The organism is cf. Phormidesmis sp. LEGE 11477, assembly GCF_015207105.1.
GTDB lineage: Bacteria > Cyanobacteriota > Cyanobacteriia > Phormidesmidales > Phormidesmidaceae > Phormidesmis.
In genome coordinates, this window is the sequence record NZ_JADEXO010000045.1 from 12,841 (window position 1) to 32,789 (window position 19,949).

Genomic DNA, 19,949 nt, shown 5'->3' on the forward strand with positions numbered 1-19,949 from the left:
GTTGCCCTCTGTCAGTTTAACTGGTCGAGGAGAGCGGTAGATTCTTTTGGCGTGACTAGGCTGTTGGCACAGAGGATACCAGAGGCCGCGACTGCTGGGACGCCAATGCCTGGTAGGGTGCTATCGCCGACTAGATGAAGTCCTTTGATCGGTGTTTTACCGTTAGGGAATCGGCCTGATTTGGCGGAGATAGCTGGGCCATAGGTGCCTTTGTAGCGACGGAGAAATCGACTGTGGGTCAGTGGCGTGCCGATTAGCTCTAGTTCGATGCGATCGCGCACATCAGGAATAATTTTCTCTATTGCCTGAAAAAGAGTTTCTGCTTTCTCTCTTTTCTTTTGCTCATAGTGTTCATCTTTCTGCCAACCGTCGAACGGTTCTAGCGTGTAGGCATGCACGGTGTGATAGCCTGCCGGGGCCTGCTGCGGGTCGAGCACGGTAGGAATAGACACCATACAGGTGTTACCAGGCGTGGTGATATCTTTCTGGTTGTTATGAACAACAACATGATGGATGGGTACTGACGCTAGCCCATCGGCTCTGATGCCTAGGTGCAAATGCATGAAGCTGTCTACTGCTGGCGTAGAAAGTGCTGCTTGGCGATCGCTAGCGGCCAATCCTGTTGAATCTAGTCCTGTTGAATCTAGTCCTGTTGAATCTAGTTCTGTTGGATCTAGTCCTGCTGGATCTAACAAGTGACGATAGGTATCCCAGCGGGTTGCATTGGAAATGACAATAGGTGCATTGATCTGCTCGCCATTCTTTAAAACAACGCCCTTTGCTTTTCCTTTTTTTGTGATGATTTTCTGAACGTGAGCGCCCAGCCGCAACTGTCCGCCCCAGCGCTTCAGTCCTCGTACTAGCGCCTCTACAATTGCACCGCTGCCGCCAATCGGATAGTCGATCACAGAACTCGCTCGCTCTCCGAACATAAAGGCCATTTCTGGAGCGACAGTATCCTCGCACTTCATGCCAGAGAGCAGAAAGCACTCTAGATCAAGCAGACGTTTGAGCCAAGGATCGCTCACGTAAGGAGCCATAACTTCGCCCATAGAGCGATCGAGGTCTGGCAAGGTAGGCAGCAGGCGCGCGATCGCCCGTCCATACCGCTTTGCCAATAAAGGCACCGTCCACAGGTCGGCCCGTAGAGCTAGCGTTGGCACCTCTTTTAGCGGGCCATAGATCTTTAGCAGCCTAGCCTCTAGCGCCGCCATCTGAGCCCCTGCCCCAGGACTGAACTGATCGATTGCCTGCTGGTACTTTTGGGCATTGCCGTAGACTGGCAGCGTTCCTTCTGGCAAATGGTAGTAGCCAAACGGTTCGTAGGGAATGGTTTCTAAGCTTTCACCTAAAACCGCAAGCACCTGAGTTAGCGGATTGGCTGAGCCAGCCTCACCTAGGCCACAGTAGAAAGACGGCCCAGAGTCGAACGTGAAAGACTGACCCTGATACTGCCGAGTAAAGGCGTGCGCTGCGCCGCCAGGCAGCGTATGACTTTCACAGACTACGACTCGTCGTCCATACCGGGCGAGCAGCGCACCAGCCACCAGTCCACCTAAGCCACTACCGACGACTACAGCATCTACAGTTGTTCTTTCTGCTGTGGTTTTTCTGCTGGCCGTTCTGCTTTGAACCGCTGCATTTTGGGCTGCTGCATCTTGAAGCATATTTTGAGCCGCTGAATTTTGAGCAGGTCTTTTCGCTACAGGCATCGGGTCTGCATCAGCGTTTGTTCAATGTCAGATAGATAGGCTTTGACGGCGGATTCCTCTGCGGGCGTGATATTGCAGAGCATCTGCGATCGCCAGCTATTCGCCTGTCGTAGCTCTTCTAGTTCTTGCTCGATTTTGGCGCGTTCTTTTTGCTTCTCATCTGCTAAAAGATTCGGGCTCACCTCAATCTCATGCAGCCGCTGGTTTAGAGCCGACAATTCGCGTTCGGCGAACCCCTCTGCCGCTTCCTTTTGAGCCTGAACGCCGCCAGCCTTGACAACAGAATATACTTCCATTAGCCGATAATAGGCCGATAGATAGGTTTTGTCCCCTTTAGGCAAGGTCGTGTTCAAATGGCTACGGAGACCTGCTACTCGTTTTTGCTGCTGCCACCACTTGAGCAGCAGCGGTAGGTTGACGCTATTGATAGTGGCAAAATCGAGTGAGGTAGAATCGCTAGTAGTAGCGCTTTCTGGAATAGGAAGCTGCGTATGCATTAATGTTGTCTTATATCTATGTCTATCAGTCTGTTATATCTATGCTTATCTTAACTTAATCCCAAGTCATAGCTAGGTTCAAGTACTCCCTTATAGGCGAAAGAACCTACAATCTTTTCAGTCAATCTTTTCAGTCGTCAACTTATATTTATGACTTTAAAGGCAGCACTCTTTAGTTTTAACGGCGTCGTGATCAATGACGAGGCGATCCGCCAGACTCTAAGCAATCAGCTATTGCTTGACGAAAATCTGCGCCCCGATGCGGATGACTACAAACAGGTGTGTCTAGGGAGGAGCGATCGCGCCTGTCTAAAGGCACTGCTGGCTCAAAGAGGCCGCACCACCAGCGACGAAGCCCTCGACAAAATGCTGGCCAAAAAGTCAACAGCTTACAAGCAGTGGTTAGATAGCCTCGATCAGTTGCCGCTCTACCCAGGGCTAGACGATCTGATTTTTCGCTGCCGGGCAGCCGATATCAAAATGGCAATTGTCACAGGTAGCCAGCGTCAACAGGTCACTGACGTACTAGCCTGCACAGACTGGGCTGAGCACTTTCCTATTATCGTAGCTGGCGATGACGTTGCTGCTACCGCCAGCAAGCCCGCACCAGATGCCTATCAGCTTGTGATCGAACGCTTAAACCAGCTCAACCCCGATCTACACTTGCAGCCTAGCGAATGCATTGCCATTGAGGATTCCTTTGCGGGAATTGAATCAGCCAAAAGAGCAGATATTCCGGTAGTAGGTGTTGCTCATACCTATCCCAATCATATGTTGCAGCGGCGGAGTACTTGGGTTGTGGACTATTTGAGGGAGATTAAATTCGACTGGATAGGGGAGCTATTTGGCGGACCCACGGTTAGAGCAGAAGAAGAGCCAGGAGGCGTAAAAGTAGAAGAAGTAGAGAGCACGAACGAACCGAATGGATCGGGCGAAAGCGGCTGAGAACCTGAGGGATGAGAAACGGGAAGGTAGAGCAGCCGTCTTCGACTCTAGACATCTAGAAGCACTTGTTTATGTTCTGTATCATTGATAACTTAAATTAAAATATTTAGTATCAACCGTAACCATCTTGCATTGGGTCGGGGATAATAGTTCTATGCGCTTTTGCCTTCTAGTGACGCCGCTGTAGAACCCTCAGGAAAGCGCACCTTAAGACAACCCAACTATACAAACTTGAAAAAATTATGACTGCTAATATGCCTGCTGAGCAGCTACCGCTTGAGACCCTGTATGAAGGCGATCGCGGCCCAGCCGTTGTCCAACTGCAAACCCGGCTAACTGAGCTAAATATCTACTCTAGCGAGATCACAGGTCTATTTAATGCCGCGACGAAGCAAGCAGTCCAGGATTTTCAAGCTGAGTATGGTCTGACTGAAGAAGCAGGTTTCTTTGGGCCTAAAACCTGGTACGCACTGACCTTTTGGAGTCAGGAAACTGAGCTACCGACCGTTTCTGCGCTAGCAGGGGTTAAGCTATCTGCAGTCAAGCAGGGCCTAAGAAAGCTGGTCGATGCTGCTGCCGTTCAGCCGAAGCCACTCATGAGGAATGCTTGCGAGCCTAAAGCAGAAGTCGAAGCAGGTAAGATTCTTTTCTGGCCTTTTGCTAATAAGGGTGAAGGCGCGTTTTAAGCCTTTTTGAGCCCTAGTTTGCTTCGACCGTTCGCTATGGGTTTATTCACTATGCGCTTATTCTGACGGCCTATCCGAAAACTTGCCATCCGAAAAATTTATAGAGGAGAGCGGCGTTGCTGATGACATGGCCGCTTTTTCTGTGCCTTCCTGTTTCGCAGCTGATGCTGTGGCTAGTGCAGTTGACGCTTGCGAGCCATCAGCCTCTGCTCTAGGCTCCCGTGAATTGCTAATAGTCTCTTTGATCTCGGCTTGCAACCTTTCTAGCGTGGAGTCGGTTTTGGCCTGTGAGAGGATGTTTTGCATCACAGTGTTGACGCCCTGCGGTCCCCAAGTGCAGCCCTGCTGTAAATAAACTTTGGCTGCTTGCCCAACGGCGTAAGTGCCATAGCCTGCCGCGCCTGCTTGGGCCGTCATTGCACCAGCATATGCCGTCAGCCCCGAAAAACTCTCAAATGCGCTCCAGATAGCTGCCCCACTTTTACCAAAGCCCAGTATCAAGCTGGTGCCAAATTCACTGAGCAGCAGTGTCCCAGAGCTACCGATGATAGACTGCCAAAGTTTGGTGGCTTCGAACCGGGTCATCGGAAAGCCATAGAGCTGAGAAAGTGCCCGGATCATGACCATATCAGAGCTGATGCCACCGAGTAAGTCCAGCAAAGCAATAGGATTGAAAGCCACTGCGATCGCCTTGTACCTGGCATATTGCCAAATTAGTTCATCGGCTCTTGCCTGATTCAGCTCAGCCGTTTCTTTCGACAAATTTTCTTCGACAATGCCTGCTTGCCTCAACGCATTTAGCGCTATCAGAGTCGGGCCTTCTTCTGCCACAATTTCCAACAGTCTCTGCTTCAGCGGCTCGATTTGCGCGCTAGGTGTCTCCCATTCTTCTGTTGTATGGCCGTCTGGCCACTCTACTCGCACTTGAATCGGTGCGGGCGCAGCAGAAATCATCACAATGTCATCGACTAGCCTAGCGCCCTGAGGCAGATCGGCTTTTTCTTCCGCCTTTTGCCACAGCGTTTGTAAGTTGTTAGCAACACTGTCTCTATCAGCATCTGGATAGAGATCTACTTTGTTGAAAACCAGCAGCAGCGGCTTTCGGGTTGTGTAGAGCTCTTGAAGCGCGAGGTATTCTGTATTCGTGACATCTCCAGAAACTACAAACAAAATGAGATCTGATTGCTGCGCGATGTCCCGCGCCATTTTGCTACGGGACTGACCCTCTATTTCGTCTAGTCCAGGGGTGTCGATTAGCTCTAGCTTCAACGGCTGCTTTCTAGATTGCGTTGAATCGGTGTCAATAGGCACCCAATAAACCGAACGAGGCCACTGGGTTACGCCATTAAGGGGTCCCGTTTCTAGAATTTGTTCACCCATAAGGGCGTTGATGACTGCTGATTTCCCTCGGCTAACCAGGCCAAAAACTGCAACTCTAAGCAGTGAACTATCTAGCTTGTTCATTAAAGCCGTAAGCTGGTCAATGCCGCTCTTAACTGCTGTCTGACGATTCAACTCTTGGTCGGTGAGCTGAGTCATCTTGAGCTGTGGAATGTAGCGGTCTATAGCCTGTCGCAAGCTGATGCGAGCCTGCTCAACCAGCGGATTTTGGGCTTTGGGTGCGTCTGATAAGGGCATGGAACAGGCAAGATAGGGTTCCTTTTCTTGGAAAGGCTATGAGTAAGGGCTCGGCACACAACAGCACTTGGCACTTTTTAGCGAGCTAGTTTTTGGTGACTGCTTTAACTGAAACAAGCTCTTGAAATAAACTCTAAGCTGCTGCTTTTATTGGCAGATGTGATAACGCCTGTTGTAAAAAGGCTTGTAATCCCATGCCCTGTTTTGTGGCTTTAAACAGAGTTTGCAGCCGCTCTCCCATTTCAGCAAAGGCAAACTTTCTTTCTTTCTCTGGCAGCAAGCTTTGCTCTTCAAAGAACTCGATTAGACTAAGTCCAACAGTTCGAGTGAGATAGGCGGCGCTGACACCCTGAATTGCACCGCCAGCAATGTAGGTAGCTACGTGAGCCTTGAGCAAGCTGCCGAATGCTTGAGTTGAGAGTTCAACTAGGCCAAGTTTGACCAGCAGTTCAGCTAACGTACTAGCCGCTTTCTTTGCTTGTTCTAGAGAAAAGGTCTGACCGTAGACTTTGCCCAAATCAAGGATTAGCTGACTGTTGATAGCGGTAGAGGCAAGCAGATCTAGACTAGGTAGTGGGCTAGCAAAAGCGCTCCCGGCAGCAATCCACTGCATTTGTTCAACAATGGGCAGTGCTCGCTGTTTCCGCTGTGTATTAAGAAGCTGCTGGACTTCTACTTGAAGTGCTTTGGCCTGTCTGAGGGCTGTCGCCAAGACGAGCTGCTGCGTTTCATGCTCAACTAAGTCATCAAGTTTGGCTGTGAGTTTGGCAAGCTGAGGCGCTGGCTGCTCAGTGAATTCTTCTACATCACCATTTTCTTTGTGCCTGCGGACTTTGATCGGGGCAGGGTTGGCCACGATCGCACTCACACCAATTCCCAGATCCTCTACCCGCGTTTGGATCTGCTGCAATACAGACTGCCGATCGGCTGGCAGCATTTGGTCTTGCTTATTCAGAACAACCTGTAGCCGATAGCCTGCTCTGATTAGAGCATGAATCCGCTGTAGCTCTGACTGGGTTAAGTCACCTGCCGTCATAAAGAGAACAAGATCGGCGTCAGCAGCAGTTGGCATTTCTTCGCCAGACACTTCTAAAACTTTTTTGACAGTCGGCTGACTAGCTTGCCAGCTATCTTTCAGTTCAGAAACAAGTGTTGTCTTTCCAACAGATTTATTTCCAACGACAGCAAAAGCAAGGGATTCTCGCTCTAGGTTGGCCAGAAGATGATTGATCGCCTTTCTCTTTTCTTCAATCTGCGACCAGATAGATTGCGTTTTGTCTGCCTTCACTTCTTCAGAAAGTTCTGAAATCAGCGTCTCAAAGATAGACTCTGTTTTCGCGATCACACCTTCAATCGCGGATCTATCCACAGGCCCAATAGCCAGGGGCGGCTCAACGACTACACTACTGCCCCTCGATTTGTTAAACAGCCAAAGACCTGCACCTACAGCGACCACACTCAGTAAGCTAGTGCTATCGCCTAGCGCATGGCCTACCGGGGAATGACCCACAATGTTCAGCAGCCACAAGCTGGCTGAAAGACCTAAACCACCGACTAAAATGGGACGTTTCAGTTGCATGAAAGGATACCTGGTGCTGCTGTGACTATTGTATCGAGCTGGGTTGGATTGTGGAAGTAGTGAGAACCGGGGCGGAGGATGGGGCACAGGGGCTAGGGAAAACGGAGAATAGGGAACGGATGTTTTAGTGTCGCGAGATGTCGCGAGATAATGACTGATGGCTCGCGTTGAGGTAGTAAGTCACCTGATTGGTTTCACCCTGTGTGTAGAGTATGTCTTTTTCGACGAGCTGTTTAAGATCCCGCTGAAGGGTACGGCGGGAGGGAATAGGGCATAAGGTTTCAAAGGTTTGGATAGTCAGCGAGCGGTGAGTTTGAAGGTAGGACAGCGCTTTTTGCTGGCGAAGGTTGAGCTGGTGAGTCTGGATAGAGACAGCAGCAGCCGAGGCGTTCCCCAGAGCTGTGGCTGCTTCGGTGTCGTGCGGACGCAGGTATCTAATCAAGAGAGACTGAAGTTCTTGATAAAGATCGTCTCGGTGAGGCGGATCGCTTCTGAGCGCGGATAAAAAGATAGCGTTGAAGGAGCGATGACAGACTTCGGCAAGGAGTTCGCTTTTGGCGATGGAAAGGTTGGCATTACGCATGCGGAGTGCGATCGCCAACCGCCGGATAAAGCTGTAATCCACGGCCTCATCGAAGTGAACAAATATCTCTGGGTCAAGATAATACTGGGTGTAGACGACCCTTGGCCCTAGATCCTCGAAGTATTCAGCAAAGGTCTCGACCATCTGGCGGATCATGGTGTCCAAAGGCTGTCGCATGCACTCGGGCGTCACTATGTATGACTGAATGGTCTCAACGCTCTGGCGATGCTGCTTTTCAAGGGCGTGAAAGATAGCGAGCTTGTTCGGGAAAAAGCGGTAGAGAGTACCGACAGCGGTTTTGGCTCGCTTGGCAATGGCGTGAGTTGTCGCAGCGTCATAGCCTACTTCCCAAAAAATTTCAGCCGCCGCCTGCAGAATTTTCTCGATTCGTTCTTGACTGCGCTGCTGCTGCGGCTGACGACGTAGAGATGCTTTTTTAGACGTCTGATCAGATGTCATAACGCTTTAACCACTCTCTTCCCAAATGATTTTCTATTAAACGGTTTCTCAGTAGAGAATTCTCGGCAAACACCGGGCCGACAAACTAGTCCCTTGACAAATTTAGACCGAATAGGTTTACTGTGATCAAACATGAAAAATTATTCACGTTTAGATGAGCTTAGTTTTTGATTTCTGCACTTGAGGAACTGTCTGTCATGGCTTCATTTCAAGCAACGACCGAGGAAAGAGCTGGAGCGACGGCCCAATTGACCGCCCAATCGACCACAGAGAAAGTAACCGCTGAGAAAGTGGCTGCGGACCAGCCTAGAGTCCCATCCGAGTCAATGCTGCCAGGTGCGCCGTGGTTGCTTGCTCATAAGTCGATGCTGAGCGTAAACAAGCCTATGAAGGTATCGCTGTACGGGCACGACTATATGCTGTGGAAGGATAGCAATGATGCAGTTCAAGCGTTGTCCAACGTCTGTCCGCATATGGGGGCAATGCTGTCTGAAGGCTGGTGTGAGCCCCAACCGGATGGGTCTAGCAAAGTGGTTTGTCCGTTTCATGCGCTGGAGTTTGACGGTGAAGGCTGTACGGTTTTGCCGTCTACTTTGAAGAATACTTTGAAGAAAACGCGATCGCAGATATCCCCCTTAGAGCTAATTATTCAAGGCGATTTTATTTGGTCTTATGGCGGTGTGGAACCGAAGGTGCCCATTCCTGATGTTCTAAATGAGGTGAACAGAAACTATCAGCTAGTTGGTGCCACAGGTGAGGCCAGCGTTAACACGCCGCTGTTGCCGATGCTGCTAAATATGCACGATTACAATCACCAAAATGGTACTCATCGAGAGATGTTTCGGATCAAGGAAGTGCAATTCGAGCGGTTTGCAGACAATGGGCATCACTCAGAAGCGTTTATGAGAATGCCAAAGGCGTCGCCAACTCGCGCCGAAGTGCTGAAGAATCCAGCGGTTCTAACAATGCCAACGGTAATAGAGGCGCTTTTAGAAAATCACTTTCCATCAATTGTCATGTTTCATGGTGAGACAGTAGCTGGCCCCATCGTACAGTGTCATTTTTTCGTCCCTGAATCGGCCCAGCGGACGCGGACTTATGTGCTGTTGTTCGCTCAGCCAAAGTCTCCTATCTTCTGGCTGATGAGAAAGTCTTTCTTGAAACTGGTCGCCACGGTGGTCGAGCAAGACGCTGACATTTTGAGTAAGCTTTATGTAGATCAGCCTCAAAAAATAAAGCTAAACAACGAAGTGGGTATGGATTGGGTGCGACGCAACTTTGCAAGCTGGCCGGAAATCGCGCTGCCTAATCTATCTCGATAGCCCTGCTTGTTCGATAGTCTTGCTCGATAGCTTTCTCCTAACGCTTCAATCTAAACACCTCAAATTAAACGCCTCAGTTTAACTGACTTGAACTCATGCCAAACAAAGAAACAATGCAAACACTTCCTCGCCCGGTGGCGCTCCCAAAGCTCAAGCAGCTTACTAACTGGATCGCTAAGCCCTATGAGTATCTCGATGAATGCGCCCAGACCTACGGCGATACGTTTACAATGCACCTCTTTGGCTTTGAGCCGCTGGTGTTCTTGAGCGATCCACAGGCGGTCAAGGAAGTATTTGCGGCAGATGCGAAATGCTTCGACGCGGGGCGTAGTCAAGATCTGCTGAGGCCAGTGGTAGGTGACAATTCTCTGCTGTTGCTAGATGGGGAAAGGCATCGGCGCGATCGCAAGCTATTAATGCCGCCTTTTCACGGTGCCAAAGTAAAAGCCTACGCCGATACTATCTGCGAAATCACTAGAGAAATTAGCAGCTCGTGGCAGCCAAATCAACAGATTCTAGCCAGTGAGGTGATGCCAGAAATTACGTTAGAAGTGATTTTGCAGACGGTGTTTGGTCTGCATGGGGGCGATCGCTACCAGCAACTCAAAACGCTTTTGGTCAGGTGGCTAGATTTAACCGGTTCTCCGCTCAGCTCTAGTATGCTGTTCTTCCGCTGGTTTCAACAAGACTGGGGAAACTGGAGCCCGTGGGGAAAGGTGGTACGGCTAAAGCGACAGGTATACGATCTGCTGCAGGCTGAAATCGATGATAGGCGAGCCCAGATTGCAAATGCCCAGATTGCAGGTATGGATGGTGATGCAGAAGGCGCATCAGGCAATGATGTCTTGGGTTTGATGCTGCTAGCGCGTGACGAAGACGGTCAGCCTATGCAAGATATCGAGCTGAAAGATGAACTGGTGACAATGCTGTTCGCGGGTCATGAAACTACTGCGATCGCACTTACCTGGGCAATGTATTGGATACACAAGCTACCTGATGTGAAGGCAAAGCTGATGGCCGAGCTAGAGGAGTTAGGAGAAAGTGCAGATTCTATGGCGATCGCATCTCTTCCCTATCTCACAGCCGTCGCCTCAGAAACCCTACGCATATACCCAATTGCCCCGATCGCCGCGCCGCGCATCTCCACCGAAGAAGTCACCATCAACGGTCACACCTTTGCGCCCAACACCTACCTTGCGCCTGCCATTTACTCAGTGCATCACCGCCCTGATCTCTACCCTAATCCCAAAGAATTCAGGCCCGAACGCTTCCTAAACAGGCAGTTTTCGTCTTCAGAATATATCCCCTTCGGCGGCGGCGCTCGCCGATGCCTGGGCTATGCTCTCGCCAAACTAGAAATCAATCTAGTGCTAGCAACTCTACTGACTCAGCATGATTTTAAGCTAGCGAGCGATGAGCCAGTCACGCCTCGACGCCGAGGGGTTATATTAGCAACCAGCGACGGCGTTCCTTTAGTCGTCAAGGCTAAGTAAGAGTAGCTCGTTTGAAACAATAGTAGCGCGTACTCAACGCTACAGAGCAACTAGGCTGCTATCAGACGTATTCGTATTACTTACGCCTGCAAAACGATGCTTTTGATATGATCGCACTAGATGTATGCATCCAGAAAAATCGTAGTGGCAATCAGTCTAGAGATCCCGTCTGAACTAGAAAACGAGCTGTCTACAGAGGCTTCCCAGCTTAAACTGCCTCTAGCTGTCTACAGAGGCTTCCCAGCTTAAACTGCCTCTAGTAGAGTATATTCTGCGTGTGCTTACGTTCCGCCCTTCCCTTCAAAATCCTCCTAAAACAGGATTGGAGCTCGTTGCTTATTGGGAAAATATTGGCGTGATTAACTCCCGATCTGATATCACTGACAGTCAGCAGTATGCTCGTAAGTTACGAAATGAGTAAGTACCAGGCTAAAAACAAGGGTAACCCTATGACAGTGCGTCAGCGACGTTATAGCAAAGAAGAGATGGCCGAGCGTGGGCAGGAACTTTACGAATCCGGCATTCGACAGCAAGTCGAAGCAGGAAACGAAGGCAAAATCGTAGCCATTGATATCGAAACCGGCGAGTTTGAGGTTGGTGAAACCATCGTAGCTGCAACTGATCGGTTATTTGAACGCCAGCCTGATGCTCAACCGTGGGGAATTAGAATTGGATACCGCACCGTATATCATTTCGGGGCGCGAAGCCTGAAGAAGAATTAATGATTTACGGCGTTGTGAACTGCCGTTGTGAAGCAACGCTTCCTCTTTTGGTAGGGAACGCAACTGGACAACGAGAAATCATTGATGCTGTTTGAACCAATGCGATGAAAGTTTCCAATTGTCCAATCTGTGGGCTGTCCTGGACAGAAGCAATCGGTGAAGAAGAGGTTAGATATTCATTTTGGATCTGCGATTGTTGCGGATGTGAGTATGGATATGATGACAATTCGAGATATCGCGAGGCGTGGCTTTCAAGAGGAGCACCCTGGTTCAATCAGAAAGAGCGTCCTCAAGACTGGAACCTAGAAGAGCAACTGAAAAACATCATCGCCAATTGGAATGATCAACAGTAATCTATAGCAAACCGCATTTATCTCAAACCACGATATAGCCGTATCTATAGCGAGGGCAAGTGATTGGCTGTGACAGACTCCAAAGATAAAACTAGCTGGGATGAGTGGTACCGCTCTTTTGATCAGACCTATAGCCCTGAAATGCGGCAGCAGTGGTACAGCGATTCGACGCAGGCTTATCGGTGGGCTAGGCCATGCTATCCAGATTCGCTAGTCGATCGGGTGATTGAGAAAGCTGGCTTGAGCTCAAATAGCTCTGTTCTAGAAATCGGCTGTGGTCCAGGGATAGCGACGGTCTCTTTCGCGGCTAGAGGATTAACGATGCAGAGCGTAGAGCCTAGCCCAGCGGCTTGTGAACTCGCTCAACAGTCTTGCCAGGCTTATCCGCAGGTCACAGTTACCAACAGCACCTTTGAAGCTTTCGAGCTAAAAAACCAACAGTTTGATGCGGTGCTCGCAGCAACCTCCTTTCACTGGGTTTCGCCGGAAGTCGCCTGTCAAAAGTCAGCAGCAGCCCTAAAGCCAGGCGGCTCTTTGATTTTGCTGTGGGCAACGCCACCCCAGCCGGATGAAGATCTTTGTCAGTACCTACAGCCAGTCTATGAAAAGTATCAGTTAGCTGAGAAAATTCGCTACCAGTGGCGCGCCCAAGACTACTACCACACGAACTTTGATCATTTTGCACAGATCGTAGGAGAGTCGGGCTGGTTTGAGCGGACGGAGGTTGCTATAGAAATGCATCAGTCTAGCTACAGCATAGAGAAATATCTGGCACTACTGACGACGCTCTCTGATTACATTGCGCTAGATGAACAGACGCGATCGCACCTGCTAGCAGACTTGGCAGCACAGCTAGAGAAAAGGCAAAAAGGGAATGATCTAGCGCTAATGCACTGGTTTGGCTCGCAGGTGGCTCCGTTGAAGGTCACGCCATGAAAGAAGCAATAGGAAAGTAGCCGCTGAAAAAAAATGTTGAACCTTTACTGAACTTTGCAAAAGGTAATGATTGGTTGTGCTTGTTCAACAATATGGCAGCATAAATGATGAGCTGACTAACGTTGTTTAACGTCAGATCTTCTTCATTTTCGTTTGTCATTCTGAAGTGTCATCTCGAAGTATAAATACCTCTAAACTCCCATGGAACAGTCCCCCAGTTCTAACGTAGCTAGCTCTAACGTAATCATCACAGGAGCCTCCTCTGGCGTTGGTTTATACGCTGCCAAGTCGCTGGCTGCGCGCGGGTGGCACGTGATTATGGCCTGTCGCAATCTGCCAAAAACAGAGCGGGTAGCCAAAGAAGTGGGAATGCCAGAAGGCAGCTACACGATTATTAAGCTGGATCTGTCGTCTTTGGATAGCGTCAAGCAGTTTGTAGAGGACTTTCGCGCGACCGGGCGATCGCTCGATGCGCTAGTCGTCAATGCCGCCATCTATAAGCCCAGCCTCAAGTCGCCTGAGCGCAGCGTTGACGGCTATGAGATCAGCGTCGCCACGAATCATCTTGGCCACTTCCTCCTTTGCAACCTGCTGCTAGAAGATATGAAGAAGGCTGCTCACCCTGAGCCCAGGCTGGTGACATTAGGGACGGTTACTGCTAATCCCAAAGAGCTAGGCGGCAAAATTCCGATTCCGGCACCCCCAGATTTGGGCGATCTAAAAGGAATGGAGCTAGGGTTTAAGTCTCCGATCGCGATGATTGACGGCAAAAAGTTTAAGCCGGGCAAGGCGTATAAAGATAGCAAGCTTTGCAATATGCTGACGATGCTAGAGATGCACCGTCGCTATCACGATGAAACGGGGATTGTTTTTAACGCGCTGTATCCAGGCTGCGTAGCAGAGTCGGATTTGTTTAGGGATGCGCCGAAGCTGTTTCAAACGATCTTTCCGTTCTTTCAGAAGAATATTACTGGTGGGTATGTCTCTGAAGAAGAGTCAGGCGATCGCGTGGCCAAAGTCGTCGCCGAAGAAGGCTTCAACAAATCCGGCGTCTACTGGAGCTGGGGCAACCGCCAGGACAAGAACCGCGAAGCCTTTTGTCAAGAAGTCTCAAACGAAGCCGCAGATGCCAACAAAGCGGATAAGCTCTGGGATCTCAGTGAAAAATTGGTGGGCCTAGCGTAGATGTTTGATCATCTTTCGATTGGCGTGACTGACTTGGATAAGAGTCTGGCGTTTTACGATGCAGTGCTGAAACCGCTGGGGATTAGCCGAATGTTTGCGATGGGCGATCGCGGCATTGCCGCCTACGTCGATTCAGCCAAAGTATCCTTTTGGGTCTATTCCAAAGATGCCAAACAGCAAGGACTAGGCGAACTATCCGATCCGCCTCGATTTCATCTAGCCTTCAAAGCCGCTGACCGAACCGCCGTAGACACATCCTACAAAGCAGCACTAGCCGCAGGCGGCACCGACGAAGGCGCACCCGGCATCCGCGCTCAGTATCATCCGAACTATTACGCCGCCTACGTCCGCGATCTCAATGGCTACAAGATAGAAGTCGTCTGTCAAAAGTAAGCTGAGTGCATTCCGTGAACAGCTATTAGAATAAGTATTGACTGATGTCTGAAATTGAAGTTTCGGAGTATATTGCGGCTGATGGATCTAATTACTATAGAAAATGGTTCGATAAGCTCGATGTTTCAGTTGCGAGAAAGGTGGAAACTGCTATCGTTCGACTGTCGAACGGCAATACTTCAAACGTAAAGTGGTTCGATGGCATTGGCGAATACAAGATCAACTGGGGTCCTGGATACCGAATTTATTTAGCAAGAGATGGTGAACATATTATTGTCTTGTTTGGAGGGGGCAAAAAGAAACGTCAATCATCGGATATTGCAAAAGCGATAGCGTTGCACAAGGAGTATGTAGCTTTTCTCGGATGCATTCGAGAAAAGCGAGTTACTTGGCCTGTTGTCTTGTAGTACTTTTAGCCAGCAAGCTGTATCTTAGCCAAGTGACAAACACTATAAGAGGCGAAAGCGGAATGCCAATTGAAGAAACTCGTCCTATAGCATCAAAGATTTTAGACGAATCAAACTCCGCGCCTTTGACTGTAGATGCGCGAGAAACAATTCGCACTCGAATAAATAGAGAGCCCGAGTTTGCGAGGGCTTTGATTAGTGAGTCAATCGAGCTTCTCGCTAATGGTGATCCTGATGTTTCTAGAATGGTGCTTAGAGACGTTGTAGAGGCCACAATAGGATTCGAGAATCTGGCCGATAGCCTGAAAACATCACCTGAAAGCTTGCGTGAAATGCTATCTCAAAGTGGCAACCCAACGATGAACGATCTATCTATTATTGTTGGACTCCTGCGTCAGAATCTATTGTTTTCCATGGAAGTAACTTCGGTGGGTACAGCCGATGAGCAGGTAGATTCAGTAGAACGTCTACAACCTGTGTAAAGCTTGACTTAGGTATCACGAAGCCTGTGAAGTTTAGAAAATAATGTCGAGATCTTTAGTAGCCGTGCTTGATCGTCCAGAGTCTAACAGAAGAGAGCGATTCGAGACTATCGGGTTAAGACTAAATCCTGGAGAAGACATTCGTCGATACTTAGAAGACTTTTCCAAAGAACAGAAGATTAGCGCGGGTGCGATTCTTAGCGCGGTTGGGAGCTTGTCCAAAACTCGCTTGCGCTTTGCCGATAACGATACACACACAGAATTAAGTGGCAAGCAGGAGGTGCTTACTCTATCTGGAATGCTGAGCGACGAAGGCGTGCATCTGCATATGAGCGTGGCTGACTCAAATGGTGAGTGTAAGGGTGGGCATGTGGTGTATGGCTGTATTGTTTATACGACTTTGGAGATTGCGATCGCACTTCTACCAAACACCACCTTTCAGCGCGTCTTCGATTCAAAGACCGGGTTCAAAGAACTGAAAGTCATATCATGAGTAAAGCGCCAGGACCGTCGGGATATATTCTCTTACAAATGTCGCAGCTTCAGTCGCAGCCGCTGGAGTACCTGGGCGGACTGTGGCGTGAGTATGGCGATCTGGTACGGCTGCGGGTAATGCCTGGATTCACGATCTTTTTGTCGACGCATCCAGACCATGCAGAGCATATTCTATCGACGCACTCAGAGAATTATCAGAAGCCAGATTTCTTTTTGAAGCCGATGGGTTTGGTGCAAGGACGCGGGCTGTTTTCTAGTGAAGGAGAGTTTTGGCAGAAGCATCGGCGGCTGATGCAGCCTGCTTTTCAGCAGCGGCGACTGGTGCGGCTTCATAGCGTGATATGGGACTGTGTAGAGTCATTTTTGCAAGAATGGGAAGAGAAGCCAGCGGGTGAGGTGATCGATATTGCGGCTGAGATGAAGCGGCTGACGCTAAAGATTGTCGGACTGGCTTTGTTTAGTGTGGATATTAGCGATGAGTCTAATCGGCTGGCACAGGCGCTGCGGATTGGGGTGGAATATGTCTATGGGCGGCTGACTGCGCCGCTGTCTATGCCTGTATGGGTGCCGACGCAGACGAATCGACAGTTCGGGCAGGCAAAGGCGACAATCGACAGTGTGGTGCTAGAGATTATTCAAAATCGGAGACGAGACCCTGAACAAAGTGACGATCTGTTGTCGATGCTGATGAATGCAACAGATGAAGAGACAGGTAAGGGGCTGAGTGATTTCGAGCTGCTCAACGAAATTATCACTTTGTTTAATGCTGGACATGACACGACGGCAACCAGTCTGGCCTGGACGTGGTATCTGTTGGGCCTGCATCCTGATGTGGCCGAGAACATACAATCAGAAATAGAGACTGTTCTACAAAACGGTGAGCCGACGTTTGAGAAATTGCCAAAGCTTGAATATACTCGCCGCGTCTTCGATGAATCGCTAAGGCTGTGTCCGCCGGGAATGGGGTTGGCACCTAGAGCGGCGTTAGAGGCCGATCAGATTGGCGGCTACGCTATCCCAAAGGGTTCTATCATGAACATTGCTTTCTACTTTACGCTGCGCCATCCTGATTTTTGGGAGAATCCAGAGCAGTTTGACCCGGATCGGTTTTTGCCCGAGCAAGTGGCCAATCGGCCAAAGTATGCATACATGCCTTGGGGAGCGGGACCGCATGTGTGTATTGGCAAGAGTTTTGCGGTGATGGAGTCGGTGATGATTTTGAGTGCGTTGGCGGAGCCTCTCGTAACGAGAATCGCCCAGCGATTCCGCATCAACTTAGTCTCAAAACAGCCGATCGACATTGACCCAAGGTTCACACTACGACCCAAAGGCGGCGTCAAAGTCAGGATAGAAAAGAGACCCTAAACGCTATAGTCTCTTGTGCATAGCGTTTGTCATCTTACTAGTGAAAGAGCTGGAACGAGCGGAACTACATCAACCGCGCGTCCGTCATACCAGATAAAGCAAAGTCTCCAGCAGCAGTATTTTCAGAGTCGCGACAAGGAACCTCTAGCTGTGGAAGACGATCCTATCGTCGGTATTTATGCAGGTTCTCCTCATCTAGCGAGCAACGCCGAAAAGATCCTCGCAGCAAAGATCCAGCGGCAGCCAGGATAGACAACGAAAGAATGACGACAGAAGCCGATACCAGATTTGCCGTTGCACTGAGTAACCAACAAGACCAGTCCCACGTCGATGCCAAAGAGGTCTACGCCAAACAAGAGCAAATACTCTTGCCACAAGCCGTTTTAGCAGAAGTCGCGTATCTCTTACATCGAGATGCGGGCACTGCCGTATGCGCGACTTAGCAACAGATTGACGAGCATCGGCTTAACGATAGAGTCGATCGAGTTTTAGCAGCGTTTTTAACAGTATGTTCGCGCCCTGGGTGCATTGGGCGGGCGAAGTATACTCGTCTCCAGAATGGCTGATGCCTTCTTTGCTGGGCACAAAGATCATGCCCATGTCGGTAAATCGTCCTATTTCTTGGGCGTCGTGGCTAGCGCGGCTAGGCAGGTGAGTATAGCTCAGGCCCATTTCTTCACAGCTTTCAACAATCAGTGCCTGGATAGTATCTGAGGCTAAGGTCGGCTCTACTTGCAGCTCTGGCCGAATGCGAATGCGGGTACGGCTAGCCACAGCTACGGTTTCGATCTTGCGACGGAGCTGTTCGATCATGTGAGCAATCACTTCTGATGAAAGATCTCGAATATCTAGGCTGAGTTCTACCGATCCAGGCACTGTGTTGATGGAATTGGGCCAAACTTTTAGCGTGCCGACTGTAGCGACTGGATCGCCTGGAAAGTGTTTGGCAATATCTTCTATCGCTAAGATCAGATGAGAAGCGGTGGTGAGGGCATCCCGGCGCATGTTCATTGGCGTAGTGCCGGCATGGTTCGATCGCCCTTCTATGGTGATCCGATGACGCTGCTGGCCAACGATGCCTTCGACGACGCCGATGTTGCGCTCGATCGCTTCTAGCACGCCGCCTTGCTCTACATGCAGTTCGACAAAGCAGGCAATATCTTCTCTAGAACGGCGGGCAGCAGGAATGTTGTTCCAATCGCCACCTGCTTTTGCCAAGCACGACTGAATCGGCTCACTCTCGACGGTGTCGTAGCGCTCTGAATCGGTGGGCGCGGTGCCAGCCATCGACTTTGCGCCTACCATGCTGCGCTCTTCGTCGGCGAAGACAATCACTTCTACGGGATGGTGTAGTTTCAGGTTGTTCTCTTGGAGTACTCTGACGACTTCTAATCCAGAAATGACGCCAAGAGAGCCATCAAAGCGACCGCCGGAAAACACTGTGTCTATATGAGAGCCTGTGGCTAAAACGGGGGCTTCGCTCTCGTAGCCTGGATAGCGTCCGATAATATTGGCTCCAGCGTCGACCCGAACGCTCATTCCCGCAGCTTCCATCCATTCACTGAGCTGCGATCGCGCCTTCAAATCTTCCTCAGAGAAGGCTAGTCGCTTGATTGTATGGTCGGGCTGCTGACCAATCTCGGCGAGATCTTCTAAGGTCTGGTTAAGCCGATCGCCGTTTACAGCGAGTGAGAGAGTTTTAGTCATGATTAAAAGAGCGCAATTCCCTGGAGTGAAGCCTCGGTTTTGAGTCCTTGAAGTGCCTGAACCACACGCATTTTGCTGGCAACCAAATGATTGCGAACCGCGATCGCTGCCGCCTGAGAGTCGCGCTGTACAATCGCCGCTACAATCTGTTCGTGCTCTGCCCAAATTTCTAAGACATCAGGGTTTTGATAAGTTGTTGTCAGCCTCAGCAGCGCCATTTTGCTGAAAACTTGCTCTAGCAGATCGGCTAGCTGTGGGTTGCCAGAGCTGTCGGCCAGCAGTCTGTGGAAGCTTTGGTCGATACGCAGGCGGTTCTCTAGCTCGTCTACATTATTGGGCGATCGCATGCTGGGATCAGTGGGATCAGATAAATTAGCCTGGGCCAAGCAGTCTTGCAGATCTTCTAACTGAGCAGCCGTAGCATTTTCGCAAGCGCCCATTGCCGCCACCTGCTCTAACCCTAGTCGGCAGTCGTAAAGGTGGATAGCATCCGCGATTGTAACGACTGTCACCCGCAGCCCGCCACCTCGGTTCGACTCGACTAACCCTTCTCGTTGAAGCTGACGGATGGCCTCCCTGATCGGCGTTCGGCTAACCTCAAAACGATCGGCTAGTGTCTGCTCTATCAGGCTCTTTCCAGAAGCCAACTTGCCAGAGAGGATCTCTTGGCGAAGGGCTAGATACGTTTTGCTAAAGAGCTTACCCATAGGTGTGTCGGCAGGAGTTTACGTCTATACAGAGCGGTGTCTATGTAGCATTTTAGTGGGACAGGCTTACTTGCACCACCACAGTCTAACGTATACTCAATGTATACAATTTTTCTCGCTTCAGCTTACTTTCGCTGAGGTTTCTCTGTAATTTTCTAAAAAGCGAAGAGGATGCCTAAGAGAGAGGATGCCTAAGAGAAGAGTGGTTGAACCTGTTTCCGGATTCGTCACTTCTTAGACATCCTCTTTGGACATCCTTGATTTGCTCAATAGCGGCTAGTCG

At 49.9% G+C, this 19,949-nt stretch carries 20 protein-coding genes; 13 read left to right on the forward strand and 7 right to left on the reverse strand.

Annotated features, from left to right (window positions below):
- Window positions 1-11 precede the first annotated feature (11 nt).
- Together IQ256_RS14355 and IQ256_RS14360 are read right to left on the reverse strand one after the other, a co-directional pair.
- The gene (locus tag IQ256_RS14355) at window positions 12-1,712 is read right to left on the reverse strand and encodes an NAD(P)/FAD-dependent oxidoreductase (RefSeq protein ID WP_228024888.1); all 1,701 of its coding nucleotides are present in this window, start codon (window positions 1,710-1,712) and stop codon (window positions 12-14) included.
- Entirely contained in the window at window positions 1,703-2,209 is a 507-nt protein-coding gene (locus tag IQ256_RS14360) for a hypothetical protein (protein ID WP_193856232.1), read from the reverse strand. Before IQ256_RS14360 ends, IQ256_RS14355 begins: the two co-directional genes overlap by 10 nt.
- Before the next feature lie 150 nt (window positions 2,210-2,359).
- Here IQ256_RS14360 and IQ256_RS14365 point away from each other — a divergent pair, with 150 nt between their 5' ends.
- A complete protein-coding gene (locus tag IQ256_RS14365; RefSeq protein ID WP_193856233.1) occupies window positions 2,360-3,154 on the forward strand; it encodes an HAD family phosphatase in 795 nt (264 codons plus the stop codon).
- A gap of 242 nt (window positions 3,155-3,396) precedes the next feature.
- Entirely contained in the window at window positions 3,397-3,840 is a 444-nt protein-coding gene (locus IQ256_RS14370) for a peptidoglycan-binding protein (protein WP_193856234.1), read from the forward strand.
- 57 nt (window positions 3,841-3,897) lie between these two features.
- Here the strand turns inward: IQ256_RS14370 and IQ256_RS14375 are convergent, their stop codons facing one another.
- The 3 genes from IQ256_RS14375 to IQ256_RS14385 all read right to left on the reverse strand — a co-directional run bounded on the left by IQ256_RS14375 (window position 3,898) and on the right by IQ256_RS14385 (window position 8,099).
- A complete protein-coding gene (locus IQ256_RS14375) occupies window positions 3,898-5,478 on the reverse strand; it encodes a GTP-binding protein (RefSeq protein ID WP_193856235.1) in 1,581 nt (526 codons plus the stop codon).
- A gap of 133 nt (window positions 5,479-5,611) precedes the next feature.
- A complete protein-coding gene (locus IQ256_RS14380; protein WP_193856236.1) occupies window positions 5,612-7,057 on the reverse strand; it encodes a DUF697 domain-containing protein in 1,446 nt (481 codons plus the stop codon).
- A 124-nt stretch (window positions 7,058-7,181) separates the two neighbouring features.
- Window positions 7,182-8,099, reverse strand: a complete 918-nt coding sequence (locus IQ256_RS14385; protein WP_193856237.1) for a TetR/AcrR family transcriptional regulator — start codon at window positions 8,097-8,099, stop codon at window positions 7,182-7,184.
- A gap of 197 nt (window positions 8,100-8,296) precedes the next feature.
- On the opposite strand from IQ256_RS14385, the gene IQ256_RS14390 reads away from it, so the two are divergent.
- From IQ256_RS14390 to IQ256_RS14440, 11 genes are all read left to right on the forward strand, one after another.
- A complete protein-coding gene (locus IQ256_RS14390) occupies window positions 8,297-9,421 on the forward strand; it encodes a Rieske 2Fe-2S domain-containing protein (protein WP_228024889.1) in 1,125 nt (374 codons plus the stop codon).
- A gap of 95 nt (window positions 9,422-9,516) precedes the next feature.
- Entirely contained in the window at window positions 9,517-10,914 is a 1,398-nt protein-coding gene (locus tag IQ256_RS14395; RefSeq protein ID WP_228024890.1) for a cytochrome P450, read from the forward strand.
- 449 nt (window positions 10,915-11,363) lie between these two features.
- Window positions 11,364-11,636 (forward strand): hypothetical protein, encoded by a 273-nt coding sequence (locus tag IQ256_RS14400; RefSeq protein ID WP_193856238.1) that lies wholly within the window; start codon window positions 11,364-11,366, stop codon window positions 11,634-11,636.
- A gap of 422 nt (window positions 11,637-12,058) precedes the next feature.
- On the forward strand, window positions 12,059-12,925 hold the full coding sequence (locus tag IQ256_RS14405) for a class I SAM-dependent methyltransferase (RefSeq protein WP_193856239.1): 867 nt from the start codon (window positions 12,059-12,061) through the stop codon (window positions 12,923-12,925).
- A gap of 201 nt (window positions 12,926-13,126) precedes the next feature.
- Window positions 13,127-14,110 carry a protochlorophyllide reductase gene (locus tag IQ256_RS14410; RefSeq protein ID WP_193856240.1) on the forward strand — a complete coding sequence of 328 codons (984 nt, stop codon included), beginning with the start codon at window positions 13,127-13,129 and terminating at the stop codon, window positions 14,108-14,110.
- The gene (locus IQ256_RS14415) at window positions 14,111-14,503 is read left to right on the forward strand and encodes a VOC family protein (RefSeq protein WP_193856241.1); all 393 of its coding nucleotides are present in this window, start codon (window positions 14,111-14,113) and stop codon (window positions 14,501-14,503) included.
- A 44-nt stretch (window positions 14,504-14,547) separates the two neighbouring features.
- Entirely contained in the window at window positions 14,548-14,910 is a 363-nt protein-coding gene (locus IQ256_RS14420) for a type II toxin-antitoxin system RelE/ParE family toxin (RefSeq protein ID WP_193856242.1), read from the forward strand.
- 62 nt (window positions 14,911-14,972) lie between these two features.
- Complete coding sequence (locus tag IQ256_RS14425; RefSeq protein WP_193856243.1) at window positions 14,973-15,392, forward strand: DNA-binding protein; 420 nt, start codon at window positions 14,973-14,975, stop codon at window positions 15,390-15,392.
- A gap of 43 nt (window positions 15,393-15,435) precedes the next feature.
- Window positions 15,436-15,885, forward strand: coding sequence for a PPC domain-containing DNA-binding protein (locus IQ256_RS14430; RefSeq protein WP_193856244.1), 450 nt, complete (start codon window positions 15,436-15,438; stop codon window positions 15,883-15,885).
- Window positions 15,882-17,252, forward strand: a complete 1,371-nt coding sequence (locus tag IQ256_RS14435) for a cytochrome P450 (protein WP_193856245.1) — start codon at window positions 15,882-15,884, stop codon at window positions 17,250-17,252. The genes IQ256_RS14430 and IQ256_RS14435 overlap by 4 nt, the downstream gene beginning before the upstream one ends.
- 263 nt (window positions 17,253-17,515) lie before the next feature.
- Complete coding sequence (locus IQ256_RS14440) at window positions 17,516-17,695, forward strand: hypothetical protein (RefSeq protein WP_193856246.1); 180 nt, start codon at window positions 17,516-17,518, stop codon at window positions 17,693-17,695.
- 22 nt (window positions 17,696-17,717) lie between these two features.
- Here the strand turns inward: IQ256_RS14440 and IQ256_RS14445 are convergent, their stop codons facing one another.
- Window positions 17,718-18,959, reverse strand: a complete 1,242-nt coding sequence (locus tag IQ256_RS14445; protein WP_193856247.1) for a Zn-dependent hydrolase — start codon at window positions 18,957-18,959, stop codon at window positions 17,718-17,720.
- A 2-nt stretch (window positions 18,960-18,961) separates the two neighbouring features.
- A complete protein-coding gene (locus tag IQ256_RS14450; RefSeq protein ID WP_193856248.1) occupies window positions 18,962-19,666 on the reverse strand; it encodes a GntR family transcriptional regulator in 705 nt (234 codons plus the stop codon).
- Window positions 19,667-19,949: the final 283 nt, after the last annotated feature.